At 49.7% G+C, this 16,282-nt stretch carries 15 protein-coding genes and 3 pseudogenes; 8 read left to right on the top strand and 10 right to left on the bottom strand.

All coding sequences use genetic code 11. The features are described from left to right. Nucleotides 1-281: 281 nt before the first annotated feature. Both TURPA_RS17100 and TURPA_RS17095 read right to left on the bottom strand, forming a co-directional pair. Nucleotides 282-851, bottom strand: a complete 570-nt coding sequence (locus tag TURPA_RS17100; RefSeq protein WP_014804538.1) for a hypothetical protein — start codon at nucleotides 849-851, stop codon at nucleotides 282-284. Between the two features lie 333 nt (nucleotides 852-1,184). Further along, the gene (locus TURPA_RS17095; RefSeq protein ID WP_041948637.1) at nucleotides 1,185-1,583 is read right to left on the bottom strand and encodes a hypothetical protein; all 399 of its coding nucleotides are present in this window, start codon (nucleotides 1,581-1,583) and stop codon (nucleotides 1,185-1,187) included. Nucleotides 1,584-1,680: 97 nt separating this feature from the next. Between TURPA_RS17095 and TURPA_RS17085 the strand changes: the two are divergent. Then, nucleotides 1,681-2,905, top strand: a pseudogene (locus TURPA_RS17085) (IS3 family transposase); the annotation flags it as partial. 1,009 nt (nucleotides 2,906-3,914) lie between these two features. On the opposite strand, the gene TURPA_RS17075 reads toward TURPA_RS17085, so the two are convergent. Beyond that, the gene (locus TURPA_RS17075; RefSeq protein ID WP_014804535.1) at nucleotides 3,915-4,382 is read right to left on the bottom strand and encodes a DUF7674 family protein; all 468 of its coding nucleotides are present in this window, start codon (nucleotides 4,380-4,382) and stop codon (nucleotides 3,915-3,917) included. Between the two features lie 353 nt (nucleotides 4,383-4,735). Here TURPA_RS17075 and TURPA_RS17070 point away from each other — a divergent pair, with 353 nt between their 5' ends. Both TURPA_RS17070 and TURPA_RS23620 read left to right on the top strand, forming a co-directional pair. Beyond that, nucleotides 4,736-5,257: a hypothetical protein gene (locus TURPA_RS17070; RefSeq protein WP_014804534.1), complete on the top strand. Its 522-nt coding sequence runs from the start codon at nucleotides 4,736-4,738 to the stop codon at nucleotides 5,255-5,257. Nucleotides 5,258-5,583: 326 nt separating this feature from the next. Beyond that, nucleotides 5,584-5,769 (top strand): hypothetical protein, encoded by a 186-nt coding sequence (locus TURPA_RS23620; RefSeq protein ID WP_157210562.1) that lies wholly within the window; start codon nucleotides 5,584-5,586, stop codon nucleotides 5,767-5,769. Between the two features lie 91 nt (nucleotides 5,770-5,860). Here the strand turns inward: TURPA_RS23620 and TURPA_RS23155 are convergent, their stop codons facing one another. Both TURPA_RS23155 and TURPA_RS24055 read right to left on the bottom strand, forming a co-directional pair. Then, nucleotides 5,861-6,112 (bottom strand): hypothetical protein, encoded by a 252-nt coding sequence (locus TURPA_RS23155; protein ID WP_014804533.1) that lies wholly within the window; start codon nucleotides 6,110-6,112, stop codon nucleotides 5,861-5,863. Then, complete coding sequence (locus tag TURPA_RS24055; protein ID WP_157210561.1) at nucleotides 6,109-6,792, bottom strand: hypothetical protein; 684 nt, start codon at nucleotides 6,790-6,792, stop codon at nucleotides 6,109-6,111. Before TURPA_RS24055 ends, TURPA_RS23155 begins: the two co-directional genes overlap by 4 nt. A gap of 1,661 nt (nucleotides 6,793-8,453) precedes the next feature. Here TURPA_RS24055 and TURPA_RS23610 point away from each other — a divergent pair. The 3 genes and pseudogenes from TURPA_RS23610 to TURPA_RS17030 all read left to right on the top strand — a co-directional run bounded on the left by TURPA_RS23610 (nucleotide 8,454) and on the right by TURPA_RS17030 (nucleotide 10,834). Continuing rightward, entirely contained in the window at nucleotides 8,454-8,639 is a 186-nt protein-coding gene (locus TURPA_RS23610) for a hypothetical protein (protein ID WP_157210537.1), read from the top strand. Nucleotides 8,640-8,912: 273 nt separating this feature from the next. Then, complete coding sequence (locus tag TURPA_RS24400) at nucleotides 8,913-9,098, top strand: hypothetical protein (RefSeq protein ID WP_157210536.1); 186 nt, start codon at nucleotides 8,913-8,915, stop codon at nucleotides 9,096-9,098. A 524-nt stretch (nucleotides 9,099-9,622) separates the two neighbouring features. After that, nucleotides 9,623-10,834: pseudogene (locus TURPA_RS17030) on the top strand (IS3 family transposase). Here TURPA_RS17030 and TURPA_RS17025 read toward each other — a convergent pair. Then, nucleotides 10,817-11,296 (bottom strand): hypothetical protein, encoded by a 480-nt coding sequence (locus TURPA_RS17025; RefSeq protein ID WP_014804531.1) that lies wholly within the window; start codon nucleotides 11,294-11,296, stop codon nucleotides 10,817-10,819. The pseudogene TURPA_RS17030 and the gene TURPA_RS17025 sit on opposite strands and share 18 nt — an antisense overlap. 246 nt (nucleotides 11,297-11,542) lie before the next feature. Further along, nucleotides 11,543-12,307: an SH3 domain-containing protein gene (locus tag TURPA_RS17020; RefSeq protein ID WP_014804530.1), complete on the bottom strand. Its 765-nt coding sequence runs from the start codon at nucleotides 12,305-12,307 to the stop codon at nucleotides 11,543-11,545. Nucleotides 12,308-12,667: 360 nt separating this feature from the next. On the opposite strand from TURPA_RS17020, the gene TURPA_RS17015 reads away from it, so the two are divergent. After that, nucleotides 12,668-13,363 carry a hypothetical protein gene (locus TURPA_RS17015; RefSeq protein ID WP_014804529.1) on the top strand — a complete coding sequence of 232 codons (696 nt, stop codon included), beginning with the start codon at nucleotides 12,668-12,670 and terminating at the stop codon, nucleotides 13,361-13,363. Between the two features lie 242 nt (nucleotides 13,364-13,605). Next, nucleotides 13,606-13,921: pseudogene (locus tag TURPA_RS24250) on the top strand (hypothetical protein); the annotation flags it as partial. Nucleotides 13,922-14,140: 219 nt separating this feature from the next. Here the strand turns inward: TURPA_RS24250 and TURPA_RS23600 are convergent. From TURPA_RS23600 to TURPA_RS17000, 3 genes are all read right to left on the bottom strand, one after another. Further along, nucleotides 14,141-14,425, bottom strand: a complete 285-nt coding sequence (locus TURPA_RS23600) for a hypothetical protein (RefSeq protein WP_014804528.1) — start codon at nucleotides 14,423-14,425, stop codon at nucleotides 14,141-14,143. Between the two features lie 455 nt (nucleotides 14,426-14,880). Beyond that, the gene (locus tag TURPA_RS17005; protein WP_014804527.1) at nucleotides 14,881-15,384 is read right to left on the bottom strand and encodes a hypothetical protein; all 504 of its coding nucleotides are present in this window, start codon (nucleotides 15,382-15,384) and stop codon (nucleotides 14,881-14,883) included. A gap of 332 nt (nucleotides 15,385-15,716) precedes the next feature. Further along, nucleotides 15,717-16,133 carry a type II toxin-antitoxin system VapC family toxin gene (locus tag TURPA_RS17000; protein ID WP_014804526.1) on the bottom strand — a complete coding sequence of 139 codons (417 nt, stop codon included), beginning with the start codon at nucleotides 16,131-16,133 and terminating at the stop codon, nucleotides 15,717-15,719. Between the last annotated feature and the right edge of the window lie 149 nt (nucleotides 16,134-16,282).

Raw genomic sequence — 16,282 nt, 5'->3', positions numbered from 1 at the left:
TAAATCTGTCGGTATTATGTCACTCTTGTTGCAGCGAGAGATAATCTTGATTTATTTCGCACAACGCGGAATTTACCTGACGTTTGGTGACGCTTGTGTCATTATTTGTGCTGTAAAGCCAATTTGCGTCACCAAATGTGCCCGAAGCGCCTGCCTGAGGAGCACCAAACAAACGTCCCGTTTGTGCGACGAAGGCATCTTTGGCGCGTAGGGCCGAGCACCCGAGGAGCTACGGCACCGCAGGGAGCGCAGCAGGTAAATTTTGTTGTGTGCCGTAGGCCTTAGTTCCAATAGTACATTAAGCCTAGTTGAATTGACATATAATATTGCGGATAGCTAATACTAGGGCTTATTGAACTAAACGCCATAAAGTTATTTGAGATGCCTGTATTTATTGCCACCCGGGGCACAAGGATATGAGTCCAAATTAGGTCTATATTTATATATTGAATTGAAAGGTAGTTGAAACTTTTTGTCACAGTATCGTATATATTCATAAACGGCCGAAAGCCGGTTTGTAGCTTCAAAAAATCTGTCGGATTGAATTCATATGCATAACCAATCCCAAGTTGTGGCGAAAAGTGTACGAGCATTCCATCACGACCACTCTGCGAAGAAAATAGCAGATTTCCCTGGCTTTGCAAATAAAGGTTGTCGATAATGAAATAATCAATGCCGGGATTTACAATGAGATTAAATGCCTTACTGGTTGAGTCAGCATAAGCATATTGAAGGCCAACGGAACCTTGGATAGCCACAGTTCCTTTTTGGGCAAATTTCTTCTCTTCGCCAACGGCGAAGATTGATGCTCCTAAAAATGATACTAAAAGGAAAATTATTTTTATTTTCATACTTCGTTTCCTCAAAAAAATATTTTGGCCTATGGCACACAACGTTGGATTTACGAGAAGTTGATGACGCGCCGCACAATAGATGCAGGCTTATTAGAGAAGCCGCATACCAAGCGTCATCAATTTGCCGAGCCCACAGCGTTGCGCCGCACCGAATGCACGTCACGTGCGTGCGGCGTCAACGCTTCTTTGTGGGCGAGGCCGAGCACCCGAGGAGCTACGGCACCGCAGGGAGCGCAGCTCATAAATCTTGTTCTCTGACGTAGTTGGGCCTGTGAGCCCGGCCATGGACGGCCGGGCGACAACGGAAAAATACATGTTTAAATGCTTCGGTTAAATAATTCGATAGTATAAAGTCCCTTCAACGTCTCCAAATGTCTTGCCGAGTGCCAGTTTCTCTTCGGGAATTTGCAGGTATTTAGCCAGAACTACGCTCGCAAAGTATTCAGCCTCACCGTATTTCGAAATGACTGCTCTGCCCCGAGCCTCTCTGGCCAAAGAAGCGTTTCTCGTTATGCGGGCTTCTATGATGAGTCCGTTTATCTTTTCATTTTCAGTAGCCGCGCTTTGGTGTATGCTTTTTGCATTATTAAGAAAGAAGTGTCTTTCGGCTTCCATAGCCTCATTCTCTAAAGAACCTGCGGCACTGAGTAACTCAATGGCCTCTGGTGTTCGGTCCTTTGCAAGAAGACACAGTCCCTTCTGAAAAAATGCCCAATTTTTCTCTGCCATTGTCAGGTCTTGACCAAGATATTGATCGATATAGCCTGTAGCGACCCCCTAAATCACCGGACACCTTATCCTGCTCCTAAGACATAGGAGTAGTGATATGAATAATGATAGTACTAAGGCTAAGGTAGAGTTAGTCACAACCGTCCAGCGGCGGCGCAGATGGTCGGTCGCGGAGAAACTGGAGATTCTGGTAGAGGCCGAACAGCCCGGTATGAGCATGTCGTATGTGGCCCGAAAACATGGAATCGCAGCGACGCAGATTTTCAAATGGAAAAAGCTGAAAGAGGCTGGCGCTCTGACGGCTGTTGGCAGCGAAGAGGAAGTATTGCCCGTATCGCAGGTCAGGCAGCTCCAAGAGCGCATCCGTCGGCTGGAGAGCATTTTGGGTCGTAAGACGGAAGAAGTTGAAATCCTCAAGGAAGCCGTGCGTATTGGACGCGAAAAAAAACTGATCTCGCACAAGCCATTGCGCGGCATCGAGGGTTTCGAGTGAATCAGGTAGCGGATGTATTGCGCGTATCTCGATCCAACCTCTATGAAAGCTTGAAATCCTCACGACGCGGAAATAAAACCGACCAGACGGTAGATGAACGAGTACTGCCGGAAATCCGACGCATCTGTGATGAAAGACCGACTTACGGGTATAGACGCGTGACAGCAATGCTCAACAAAACCCTTGAAAAACAAGGCTTTTCACGCGTGAATAAGAAGCGCGTCTACCGATTGATGAAGGTGCACCAGTTGCTGCTGCAAAAAGTTGCAAGCCGTCGCACCCTTGTGCATGATGGCAGAATCATCACGGCGAAAAGTGACGTGCGCTGGTGCATGGATATATTTGGCGTGCTTACCTGGGATGGCACTCACGTCTGGGTGGCGTTTGTTCTGGATTGCCACGATCGGCAAGTCATCAATCACTTTAGCAGCACCGTCGGCATCGACGGTCTGAACATTCGCGACATGCTGCTCGGTGCAGTCGAAGAGCGCTTTGGCAAGGCTGAATGCCCACACACCATTCAACTGCTCAGTGATAATGGCCCACAATTCACGAGCCGTGAAACGGTTCATTTTGCATCTTCCATCGGCTTTCAAGTCTGCACGACGCCTGCCTATAGCCCTGAAAGCAACGGTATGGCCGAAGCATTTGTGAAAACATTCAAGCGCGATTACGTTTACATAAATCGCCTTGAATCCGCGTGGAAAGTAATGCCGCAGATTTCAGACTGGATGTATGACTACAACCATCATGCGCCCCATAAAGGCTTGAAGATGCGTTCGCCGGTTGAATACAGGAACCTAATGGCAGCAGGTTAAGCTGTCCGGTTTTCGGGGGTCACTGCATAGCCCAGTGCGGCATCAGCATTTGTCCCAAGGCAAATTTCAGTGTTTATCAACATAGAAAATGCCGCTTTCTCTTCCAGCGGCTTAAGTAACTGAATTGCAATAATAGTGCCTTCATAGTCACGCAAGTAGTAAAGAGCAGAAACCAGGTAGCGAAGTTTTAATCGATTATTTTTGTAATCAGGATCACGGTAAATCTCGGCTATTGCGGCCTCATAATTTTTTTCGGTGAATAGTTTCTTTATTTTGTCCATATCAAGCGTGGAGCGTCGGCACGGATGCCGACGGAGCACAAGGCCCAACTATGTCAGAGAACGTTTGATTTTACTAGACGATTTGGGGTGTGCCGTCTTCGGCGCAACCCAAATTGTGTCGAAGGCGACTGCGGCGCGCCCGCCAATAAAGCTCAACTGAGCTGCGGGCGTCGACGCATCTTCGTCGCCGAGACCGAGCACGCCTTTCGCGTAGCGAATGGCGGCGCAGCTTGTAAAATCTGTTGCCCGCCGTGCCGACTCGCGAGCGCGACGAAGCGTCGATCAGGCAGGGGCCAATTGCTCTCAAGCTCGCGATGCGTGGCCTCTGAAGCCGCAATACCGAATTCGAACGAATGCCAGGATTTCTGACGCACGCGAATCTTGAAGTCGGGAGCGCCAACCTAGCGGTCGTGCTTGCGCAACTCGCCAAATTCTAATCTTCACCCAAATAGCATGCCGCAAGCTCGACTGCACAGAGTGCTTCTTCTATTTTTCGGCCACGCACAGGCATGGCGGGCAACGCGGAATTTACCTGACGTTTGGTGACGCTTGTGTCATTATTTCAACCTGTAAAGCATATTTGCGTCACCAAATGTGCCCGAAGCGCCTGCCTGAGGAGCACAAAACAAGCGTCCCGCTTGTGCGACGAAGGCATCTTTGGCGCGTAGGGCCGAGCACCCGAGGAGCAACGGCACCGCAGGGAGCGCAGCAGGTAAATTTTGTTGTCTGCAGTAACCGGTCAGGATCGCCCTCTCTTCTTGAGTTCTTCATCAATTTCTTGATTTGTTGAGACTTCGTGCACAAACCTGGACATTATCTGTTTAGACAATTTCAGTGTCTCCTCGCCTGATAATTGTATGTATATTGCACGATCAGGATGGTGATTCCCATACAGATCTTCGAGGAATGAAACCGCAATGGCGTTTTCTAACAGGGGGAATGTTTGCAAGAGATATTCGATATGTAAAAATAGCCGCTTTAGCTTCAACATGTCTTTTCTCTTCACGAGGTCATAGCAATAATCAAGCAAAAATACTTCGAAGAAAGTGTGAACGCTTATTGTGCCAAAGCGATCAATTTTTTCATGAGCTTTAACCGGGCTGAGCTTTTCATCAAAATCTTCAATTAAGGGCCGAAATGTTTCTATCGCTTCATGAATATTATTATCTTTGCGGTCCAGATATGGGTTCTCTTCGGTTTCTTCCATATAAAACAATATTTACCGGTTATTGCAGACAACGGTGATTTTACGCTGACGTTTTGACTTGCTGTGTCTTCACAGCAAGTCAAAATGTGGTCGTAGCGGCTCGCGGCGACGCGCGAAAACACACCTCCCGGTGTGCGCGTCGTCCGCGATCTTCCGCCGCGAAGACCCGAGGACGCGACCCAGCGGAGCGGTCGCGCCCGCAGCGCGTAAAATTTGTTCTCTGACGTTGGCACGCATTTAAGCTCGGCCAAGGATGGCCGAGCGACAAAATATTGCAGTGTCGCCATGGACATATTCTTCTTTGCCAAAACTCCATTTACGGCATAGTCAGATGCCAACAAATTGGCATAAATATGGGAGCAATCTCAAAATGGTTATTTGCCCTCATGATGCTGGTATCGACAAATATTATCATTGCTGAGGAACAAAAGGAACCAAGGAAACGAAAGTGCATGATTGGCGCTGCAGTGCTAGCGGAACCAGATTGTGATGGAATCTATATGTGGGGCCCCGGCTTAGATTTGGCCGCAGCAAACGGAGGTTTCGCCCTCGGAGGCCTTATTTCCTTTGGATATGTCCATGATCGACCATTGAATTCATGGTGGTCAAATGTTGTATTCGAGTATCAGTATAATGTTTTTAGAAAACAGGATAATCTTTTTTTGGGTGCGGAGATTGCGTACAAACTCTTGGGATTAGAGGTGGCTTACCATATTCTGAAATCAGAAAATCTTCAAGGTGTTTCATTAAAGCCTTTCGTGTTCTTGGCTTATGGCTTTGTTTACTATCGATTTAACTATTTTCCACAACTAACTTACCATGAATTTGGCATATCTTATAAATTTCCGGTTGATATTTATCAAACAAAGCCATAAATATTGAGGCCCGGTATTCATAATAAGCCTCCTATCTGCCGGTAATTTGCCATCCTGGGCAAAGCTATGACAGCGCTTTCAGTCTAAGCGCCCGCATGGACGCGGGCGAAAAAGAATGCGTGGCAATGTCAGAGAACGCTTGATTTTACTAGACGATTTGGGGTGCGGCGTCTTCGGCGCAACCCAAATTGTGTCGAAGGCGACTGCGGCGCGCCCGCCAATAAAGCTCAACTGAGCTGCGGGCGTCGACGCATCTTCGTCGCCGAGACCGAGCACGCCTTTCGCGTAGCGAATGGCGGCGCAGCTTGTAAAATCTGTTGCCCGCCGTGCCGACTCGCGAGCGCGACGTCGCATCGATCGGGCAGGGGCCAATCGCTCTCAAGCTCGCGATGCGTGGCCTGCGAAGCCGCAATACCGAATTCGAACAAATAGTAGGATTTCTGACGCTCACGAACCTCGATACCAGGAGCGCCCACCGAGCAGTCGTGCTTGCGCCAGTCGCCAAACTCTAATCTTCACCGAAATAGCAAGCCGCAAGCTCGACTGCACAGAGAGCTTCTTCTATTTTTCGGCCACGCATAGGCATGGCGGGCAACGTGGAATTTACCTGAAGTTTATGGTGCGTCGCACAATAATAACCGTCTTTTCTGGAAAGCCGCGTTTTGACGCACCATAAATTTGCCCGGAGCGCCTCGCGGCAAAGCACAAAACAAGCGTCCCGCTTGTGCTTTGTCCGCGATCTTCTGGCGCGTAGGGCCGAGCACGCGAGGAGCTACGGCACCGCAGCGAGCGCAGCAGGTAAATTTTGTTGTACGACGTGGCCAATTCGGCAAATCCTTTCAGCAGCATCTTCATAATTCAGTCTCATTTGACGAGTTTATTTTTAGTCGCAACGCCAATAACCAAGCTAAGAGATTTGCAGCAATAATGCCAAATACCCAGCCCGAAAGCCAGAAAAGCAATGGCCCTTTTAGTGTGTTAGCTTCGAATTTTCGGTCCAGAGAGGTAAATAGAGCCCATGTTATTATCATCTGCACCACATTCTGGACAAGAAAAATAGAAAGAAGCCGCCACTTATTCAGAGGCTTAAAATTCCGCCAGTTTGCCAAAATTGAAAGCAGCAGGCCGACCAGATTGAAGACCACAAACAAAAAAAGACTCGTTTGCACCAAATTTTCTACGCCATGTGCCAAAATTGGGGTAGGCAAAACCCAAAAGCAGAGTGCAATAGCATGGAGAATCTTCAAAAAAATATTTTTGGGCATGTCGTACAACGTTGATTTTACGCTGACGTGCGCCTGCGGGTGTAAAGTGTTTTGTCTTTTCAACCATTGCGTTTTACGCGAAGCGCATGTGCCCGGAGCGCCTGCCTGAGGAGCACCAAACAAACGTCCCGTTTGTGCGACGAAGGCATCTTTGGCGCGCAGGGCCGAGCACGCGACCCAACGGAGTGGTCGCGGCGCAGCGCGTAAAATTTGTTCTATGTCGTTGCCGTCAAGCGGTCGCTTGGGAGCAGGGCTGTGGCGTGTTCGCAAAACCCGCACTTTGCCTGTCGAGGCGCCCGAGGTTAAATGAAAGCGGAGTTCGCGAGCTCCCAGTAATTCCCGCCGCGTACGAATGAATGAAGGCTCGCGAACGTAGCGCGAGACGAAACCTGATCCATCGCGCCGACAACTCTTCGCGGGTTTTGCGAATACGCCTGGGTAAAACTCTTGCAGCGATCGCGGAGCGTCGCGATCTTCATCTGTAGCATTCGTTACACAACCCGCGTTGAATCCTGGAAGGAGCTTGCAATGACGAGGCGCTCTTCGGCCTTTCTATCTCTTCGCGACGCTAGGCAATGACATAGAACGTGGATTTTACGCTGACGTGCGCCTGCGGGTGTAAAGTGTTTTGTATTTCAACCATTGCGTTTTACGCGAAGCGCATGTGCCCGTAGCGCCTGCCCGAGCCCGCCAATGCAGGCCCATTGGCCGGCGGGCGAAGGGCATCTTCGGCGCGTAGGGCCGAGCACGCGACCCAACGCAGTGGTCGCGGCGCAGCGCGTAAAATTTGTTCTATGTCGTTGCCGTCAAGCGATCGCTTAGGGGGTAGGGCTGTGGCGTGTTCGCAAAGCCCGCACTTTACATGACGAGGCGTTGGAGGTTTAAGCAAAGCGGAGTTCGCGAGGCCTCGGTAATTCCCGCCGCGTACGAAAAACGAAGGCTCGCGAACGTAGCGCAAGACGAAATCTGATCCATCGCGCCGACAACTCTTCGCGGGTTTTGCGAATACGCCTGGGTAAAACTCTTGCAGCGATCGCGGAGCGTCGCGATCTTCAACTGTAGCATCCGTTACACAACCAGCGTTCAAGCCTGGAAGGAGCTTACAATGACGAGGCGCTCTTTGGCTTTTCTACTTCTTCGCGACGCTAGGCAATGACATAGAACGTGGATTTTACGCTGACGTGCGCCTGCGGGTGTAAAGTGTTTTGTATTTCAACCATTGCGTTTTACGCGAAGCGCATGTGCCCGTAGCGCCTGCCCGAGCCCGCCAATGCAGGCCCATTGGCCGGCGGGCGAAGGGCATCTTCGGCGCGTAGGGCCGAGCACGCGACCCAACGCAGTGGTCGCGGCGCAGCGCGTAAAATTTGTTCTATGTCGTTGCCGTCAAGCGATCGCTTAGGGGGTAGGGCTGTGGCGTGTTCGCAAAGCCCGCACTTTACATGACGAGGCGTTGGAGGTTTAAGCAAAGCGGAGTTCGCGAGGCCTCGGTAATTCCCGCCGCGTACGAAAAAACGAAGGCTCGCGAACGTAGCGCAAGACGAAATCTGATCCATCGCGCCGACAACTCTTCGCGGGTTTTGCGAATACGCCTGGGTAAAACTCTTGCAGCGATCGCGGAGCGTCGCGATCTTCAACTGTAGCATCCGTTACACAACCAGCGTTCAAGCCTGGAAGGAGCTTACAATGACGAGGCGCTCTTTGGCTTTTCTACTTCTTCGCGACGCTAGGCAATGACATAGAACGTTAGATTTTACAAGACGATTTGGGGTGTGCCGTCTTCGGCGCAACCCAAATTGTGTCGAAGGCGACTGCGGCGCGCCCGCCAATAAAGCTCAACTGAGCTGCGGGCGTCGACGCATCTTCGTCGCCGAGACCGAGCACGCCTTTCGCGTAGCGAATGGCGGCGCAGCTTGTAAAATCTGTTGCCCGCCGTGCCGACTCGCGAGCGCGACGTCGCATCGATCGGGCAGGGGCCTATTGCTTTCAAGCTCGCGATGCGTGGCCTGCGAAGCCGCAATACCGAATTCGAACAAATAGCAGGATTTCTGACGCTCACGAACCTCGAAACCAGGAGCGCCCACCGAGCAGTCGTGCTTGCGCCAGTCGCCAAACTCTAATCTTCATCGAAATAGCAAGCCGCAAGCTCGACTGCACACAGTATCTCTTCTATTTTTCGGCCACGCATAGGCATGGCGGGCAACGTTAGATTTTACTAGACGATTTGGGGTGTGCCGTCTTCGGCGCAACCCAAATTGTGTCGAAGGCGACTGCGGCGCACCCGCCAATGAAGCTCAACCGAGCTGCGGGCGTCGACGCATCTTCGTCGCCGAGACCGAGCACGCCTTTCGCGTAGCGAATGGCGGCGCAGCTTGTAAAATCTGTTGCCCGCCGTGCCGACTCGCGAGCGCGACGTCGCATTGATCGGGCAGGGGCCAATCGCTCTCAAGCTCGCGATGCGTGGCCTGCGAAGCCGCAATACCGAATTCGAACAAATAGTAGGATTTCTGACGCTCACGAACCTCGATACCAGGAGCGCCCACCGAGCAGTCGTGCTTGCGCCAACCGGCAAACTCTAATCTTCACGCAAATAGCAAGCCGCAAGCTCGACTGCACACAGTGCTTCTTCTATTTTTCGGCCACGCATAGGCATGGCGGGCAACGGTGGATTTACCTGACGTCGATGGTGCGCCGCACAATAGATGCAGTCTTCTTACAGAAGCCGCTCTTGGCGCGCCATCGATGTGCCGCAGGTGGCTGCGTTGCGCCCGCCAATTAAGCTCGACAGAGCGCGGGCGTCAACGCATTTCAGGCCACCGGAGGCCGAGCACCCGAGGAGCTACGGCACCGCAGGGAGCGCAGCAGGTAAATCTTGTTGTGTGCAGTAGCAAGAATGTCACCAAATATATGTCCAATTCATTCCATAATACGTTTTGAAAACCAACCCTTGATTTAATTCGGAAAAGAAGAGGCTTCTGACAGAAATATATGGACTCAACAATACGTTTTCGTTAACTCGTATTTTTATTGTTGGATCGATGCTGTAGCGACCCCCTAAATCACCGGACACCTTATCCTGCTCCTAAGACATAGGAGTAGTGATATGAATAATGATAGTACTAAGGCTAAGGTAGAGTTAGTCACAACCGTCCAGCGGCGGCGCAGATGGTCGGTCGCGGAGAAACTGGAGATTCTGGTAGAGGCCGAACAGCCCGGTATGAGCATGTCGTATGTGGCCCGAAAACATGGAATCGCAGCGACGCAGATTTTCAAATGGAAAAAGCTGAAAGAGGCTGGCGCTCTGACGGCTGTTGGCAGCGAAGAGGAAGTATTGCCCGTATCGCAGGTCAGGCAGCTCCAAGAGCGCATCCGTCGGCTGGAGAGCATTTTGGGTCGTAAGACGGAAGAAGTTGAAATCCTCAAGGAAGCCGTGCGTATTGGACGCGAAAAAAAACTGATCTCGCACAAGCCATTGCGCGGCATCGAGGGTTTCGAGTGAATCAGGTAGCGGATGTATTGCGCGTATCTCGATCCAACCTCTATGAAAGCTTGAAATCCTCACGACGCGGAAATAAAACCGACCAGACGGTAGATGAACGAGTACTGCCGGAAATCCGACGCATCTGTGATGAAAGACCGACTTACGGGTATAGACGCGTGACAGCAATGCTCAACAAAACCCTTGAAAAACAAGGCTTTTCACGCGTGAATAAGAAGCGCGTCTACCGATTGATGAAGGTGCACCAGTTGCTGCTGCAAAAAGTTGCAAGCCGTCGCACCCTTGTGCATGATGGCAGAATCATCACGGCGAAAAGTGACGTGCGCTGGTGCATGGATATATTTGGCGTGCTTACCTGGGATGGCACTCACGTCTGGGTGCGTTTGTCTGGATTGCCACGATCGGCAAGTCATCAATCACTTTAGCAGCACCGTCGGCATCGACGGTCTGAACATTCGCGACATGCTGCTCGGTGCAGTCGAAGAGCGCTTTGGCAAGGCTGAATGCCCACACACCATTCAACTGCTCAGTGATAATGGCCCACAATTCACGAGCCGTGAAACGGTTCATTTTGCATCTTCCATCGGCTTTCAAGTCTGCACGACGCCTGCCTATAGCCCTGAAAGCAACGGTATGGCCGAAGCATTTGTGAAAACATTCAAGCGCGATTACGTTTACATAAATCGCCTTGAATCCGCGTGGAAAGTAATGCCGCAGATTTCAGACTGGATGCATGACTACAACCATCATGCGCCCCATAAAGGCTTGAAGATGCGTTCGCCGGTTGAATACAGGAACCTAATGGCAGCAGGTTAAGCTGTCCGGTTTTCGGGGGTCACTGCAGATGCTATACGCGCCGCCATCGTAATAGCTTGCATTAGGCTCACTCCGATTGCCAAATGTGCCAAAATTGAACTCATGATAGATAAATACCGGTATTGCAAACGCCAGGTTTTCCGATATAATAGTATAGTAGCCAATGCCTACCTTCGGGTACAGCTGCGCATAAGAGATCGTGTAATTGAAATTCTGGTGCCGCGTAGTTTGGTAGAAATAGCCAACATTTACTCCGGTGGCCGCGAACCAATGCGCTGAAAAGTAATATGCAAAAGTGGGCGCCACCTCGAAGCCAAATTGTGTGTAATTGTATTGCTGGTGAGTGGTACCACTGATACCACCGCCGATTTCCTTAATGCCGTCACGCAAAAAGTTAGCCTGCAGCTGCGTTGCCACAAAGAGCCAAAATAGGATTAAATTGGTCTTGCTTAGTAGTTTCACACGTTACTCCTCAAGATAGGTTTATTTGTCTTGCTATTGCACACAACGCGGATTTTACAAGACGTTTTGACTTGGAGCGTCTTCGCTTCAAGTCAAAATGTGCCTGGAGCGGCTCGCAGTGACGCGCAAAAGCAAGCGTCCCGCTTGCGCGTCATCTGCGATCTTCGCCGCGAAAGGCCGAGCACCCGAGGAGCCACGGCACCGCAGGGGCGCAGCTTGTAAAATTTGTTAGGCGCAGTAGGTAACCTAACGGACGAAATATTCCCCGAATGCCCAAACATAATCGGTGGCATCGACGCTAATAAGATACCAGTAATTCTCTTTCGTACCGATTCTTTCCTTTGCCTTCGTTCTGGCGTGTACAATTACCTTAGTGCCTTTTGGAAGAGAAGGCAGTCGCTCACCGTAGGGATCAACGATATACTCCCGGGTTGGTGCTTGGGAACTTGGCTTTTCCCGCAAATTCACAGTTGTGGTGCTAACCCAAACGGTATGCCCCATGGTAACAACCTCGATATTTTGCCATTTACGTTCCGCACCGGCTGGCAATATCCGTTTCGAAATAGGAAAATCAAAATCACCAACTTCGTCTTTCCCAAAGGCAGGAAATTTATTCGCAAATTTGCAGCTTAAATCATGGGAATAATCTAATGATTCTCGCGTCTCAACCACTTGGCAAACTGTGCCTTGCAGAGCCTTCTGGCATACATCGGCCGAAATCAAATCTCCGGAACAGGATTGTACATTTAGGATTGCCGTGTTGCTTTTAATCGCATATGTACCTGCCGATTCCCAACCTGTATGGCCACCGGCAAACGCGAGGGAATATTTCATGTCTTTAGTAAATTTTAATTCGAAGCGGAAAAAACCAGCCCCGGCACCCGAATAGAACTGACTTTGTGTGATTATATCTCGAAACTCCTTCTCTGGAATCACGGCCGAATTCTTAGCCTGAGGTTCTGAACAATCAATACTTAAGAAAATCAAAAATAATATCGGAAGCTTTTTCATGGGTTACCTATTGCGCCTAACGTGGATTTTACGCTGACGTTTTTTGACGCTTGTGTCAATTATTCAATCTGTAAAGCCGATTCGCGTCAAAAAATGTGGTCGTAGCGGCTCGCGGCGACGCGCGAAAACACACCTCCCGGTGTGCGCGTCGTCCGCGATCCTTGCCGCGGAGACCCGAGCACGCGACCCAACGAAGTGGTCGCGGCGCAGCGCGTAAAATTTGTTGTCTGAAGTAATTGCGCCTGTGAGCCCGGCTAGGACGGCCGGGCGACAAGGAACGATTGCGCATATCCAACCTTATATGATCTTAAACTGGGCTTTACGCCTGAGGTATTTGAAACTTTTTCGTATCGAAATTGCATGTTCGATATTACTGGAAATAGGCTGGTTGATGATCAGCTGAACGAAAACCATAGAATTTCTATGGCCCTGTATCCGCTTCGCGACCACATGCGTTTAATGGTTTTATTCACGGATTATAAAAGATATATAAATTTCACTGAACGGTCAATGAAAGAGCGTGCTTCGTTTCTAAGAAACCATGCTGAATCTAATATTCTCTCTGAAGCTGAGGCTCAGGCCTATTCTTCAACTGAGCAACATTTTGCCGATATTTATCCAGAGCGCTTCCGGAGCGCGACTCTGGCCCAGCTATTTTCCATATTCGAAAATGAATATCATAAAGTCTGTGACGTGATTCAGCAGGTCTTTGAAATTGATGTGGCAGTTTCTGATTTGAACGATAAAGGTATCTCCAGGGCAAGAAAGTATATTCGGAAAGTGTCGGGCATGAGCGACTGGGATAAGGAAGTCTGGCCTCAAATACTTGCGTATCAAGAAATTCGCAATGCTAAAGTGCATCGAAACGGCTTAATTGCCAATTATCACGAGCGAATCAGGAAGACGCCAGGGGTTGAGTGGTTAGCAGAGAATATTGTGCAATTAGGCGAAACATTTCTCCCTGAGTTCATTAAGCTGCTTGAAGGCTATCTGCCAGTTCTTAGAGATACGACAATTCATACAATTAACACGAAATTTTTCAAGTATCTTCGGTAGCTGAATCTAAGCAGCCATGTCTTGAATCAAAGTGGGAGCGCCGACAGGAGGTCGGCGAATAACAAAGGCGCAATTATTTCAGACAACGTTTGATTTTGCAAGACGATTTGGGGTGTGCCGTCTTCGGCGCAACCCAAATTGTGTCGAAGGCGACTGCGGCGCGCCCGCCAATAAAGCTCAACTGAGCTGCGGGCGTCGACGCATCTTCGTCGCCGAGACCGAGCACGCCTTTCGCGTAGCGAATGGCGGCGCAGCTTGTAAAATCTGTTGCCCGCCGTGCCGACTCGCGAGCGCGACGTCGCATCGATCGGGCAGGGGCCTATTGCTCTCAAGCTCGCGATGCGTGGCCTGCGAAGCCGCAATATCGAATTCGAACAAATAGTAGGATTTCTGACGCTCACGAACCTCGATACCAGGAGGGCCCACCGAGCAGTCGTGCTTGCGCCAGCCGCCAAACTCTAATCTTCACCCAAATAGCAAGCCGCAAGCTCGACTGCACACAGTGCTTCTTCTATTTTTCGGCCACGCATAGGCATGGCGGGCAACGTGGAATTTACCCGAAGTTCATGGTGCGTCGCACAACAAATGCAGTTTTCATTCCAAAGCCGTGGCTTGATGCACCATGAATTTGCCGAAGGTCGCCTCGTTGCGCCCGACCAAACAAACGTCCCGTTTGTCGGGCGTCAACGACTCCTGGCGACCGAGGCCGAGCACGCGACCCAACGGAGTGGTCGCGCGCGCAGTGGGTAAATTTTGTTGTGTGAAGTCGGCGGAGGGCTATTTTGCTTTCTGAGCGTCGGAGTTTAAAACCCAAGTGCAATCAGGAGGCCCTTCTTTCCACATGGTATTCTGCGCGCACGATTCAATGTAGGTAGCTTTCTTGTTACACCCTGAAACTCCCGTAGTGCGAGAATCGAGTTCAATCAATTCTATTTTTTCTTCCGCGCAGCCCAAATCAAAACTTGCTCTGCGTCTTAATTGCTCTGGTGTTGCCCCGCAACCGCCTAGTAGCACACTAAGCAGAAAGCCAATTAAAAACGTGCCTTTTTTCGATAGACTCATGCGCCGTGATTGTTTCAAATAATGACAGGGCAATTAAAATATTTGAAATATGTCATTGCCTGTTCCGTAGGTAGGTTAATTCGTCTCTCTTCTTTTCGTGTCTGTCTCTTGTCGATTTCCAAGTTTTGTACATGCAAAGTATTTTGGCCGCGAGATCAGCAAAATAGATTCACCAAATAATTCTGCCCGCCGATTTCACACAACGTTGGATTTACCTGACGTCGATGGTGCGCCGCACAATAAATGCAGTCTTTTTGCGAAAGCCGCATATTGGCGCGCCATCGATGTGCCGCAGGTGGCTGCGTTGCGCCCGCCAATTAAGCTCGACAGAGCGCGGGCGTCAACGCATTTCAGGCCACCGGAGGCCGAGCACGCGAGGAGCTACGGCACCGCAGCGAGCGCAGCAGGTAAATCTTGTTGTCTGAAGTCGGTTGCTTGTGTAAATGACCGCTTCACTATTTTGAATAATAGTCTCTCGGCGAGAAATCTCTATTTTCTATGTTGTTTGAAACGTAAAATACAGTTATTGCAAATTCCACGGTATATTTGTCTCGAAGGCTCCATTTGGCGTATTGTACATCAAAGACCTTTTTGACGGTCTGGAGAATTGTGGGTTTGAGTTTGTACAGATCTCTCCAAGCTATTGGTTCTTTGAACTCTAAGGCCTTAAGTAATTCGCTTTGAGTGCGAGATTCTAGCTTCTCGACTAAATCTACTGCATTATATGTTGAGCTTCCGAATACGCTTTCCTTAGGGTTAATGAAGGCCGTAACCACAAAGTGCAGGTTTTCATATTTTTTTGGATTTTCTGTAATCGGTATCGATATGACCGTCTCCCGGAAGCTGTGAGCCGTACGATCGCCCAGATTATCTTCCGAGATATTGTTTTCATCCTTGGATTTAAGACTCATGCAATTTAAGAAGGCTATGGGCAGAATCAGTAGGGCAAATTTGTTCATACTATGACAATGTTTTCGAAAAGGTCTCTCTTGCAACCGATTTCAGACAACGTGGATTTTACGCTGACGTTTTTTGACGCCTGTGTCATTTATTCAATTTGTAAAGCCGATTTGCGTCAAAAAATGTGGTCGTAGCGGCTCGCGGCGACGCGCGAAAACACACCTCCCGGTGTGCGCGTCGTCCGCGATCTTTGCCGCGAAGACCCGAGCACGCGAGGAGCTACGGCACCGCAGCGGCGCAGCGCGTAAAATTTGTTGGCTGCCGTGATTTGGCTAGGCGGCAAATTCTCTTCCGTTTCGCCAGGGAGGGCGAAACGGTAAGAACCTAGCGTTCAATTTTCAAGCATAGGTACATGAAAGCCTTCTTGAACAAAGTGATGATCTGTGCTCAATATGGTCCGTATGCCTTTTTCTTTCATTATCAACATTGAAGAGCAATCTGTCAGACTGTAGCCTTTGTCTTGTCGACGACGGTATAGGCTGAACGCCTTTTCAAAGTGTATCTGGCTAAATGATATGATTTTCGTTTGGCTGTTCCGTTGAATCGAGCTTATTGTATCGGCGGCAAATTTGCGCCAGAATGTACCATAATCGGAGAAATGATTGAGGAACTCGGTCAAAACAAGCTCACTCGTTAAGAGCCCAATTTGACCTATCTCTGTTCGCAATTGGAGGGCTCGCTCATTATGCTCATCCCTTTCAACAATGAGAGCGATTAGGTATGAAGTATCAAGAAAAACAGGCTTCATCTCGAATGATCGAGAAGGTGCGGTGTTCTATGCGCAGTTGAGCCGTTTTTAGGCATCTTGGCCATTTCGGATTTCGGGATTTTCCGACTTTTTTCAACCAGTTCAGACAATAAATCAGTCTTTTTCGGCGCTTTTTTTATAGATTTGGT

The organism is Turneriella parva DSM 21527 (assembly GCF_000266885.1).
Classification (GTDB): Bacteria; Spirochaetota; Leptospiria; order Turneriellales; family Turneriellaceae; genus Turneriella; species Turneriella parva.
This window is presented reverse-complemented; position numbering and strand designations above follow the sequence as displayed.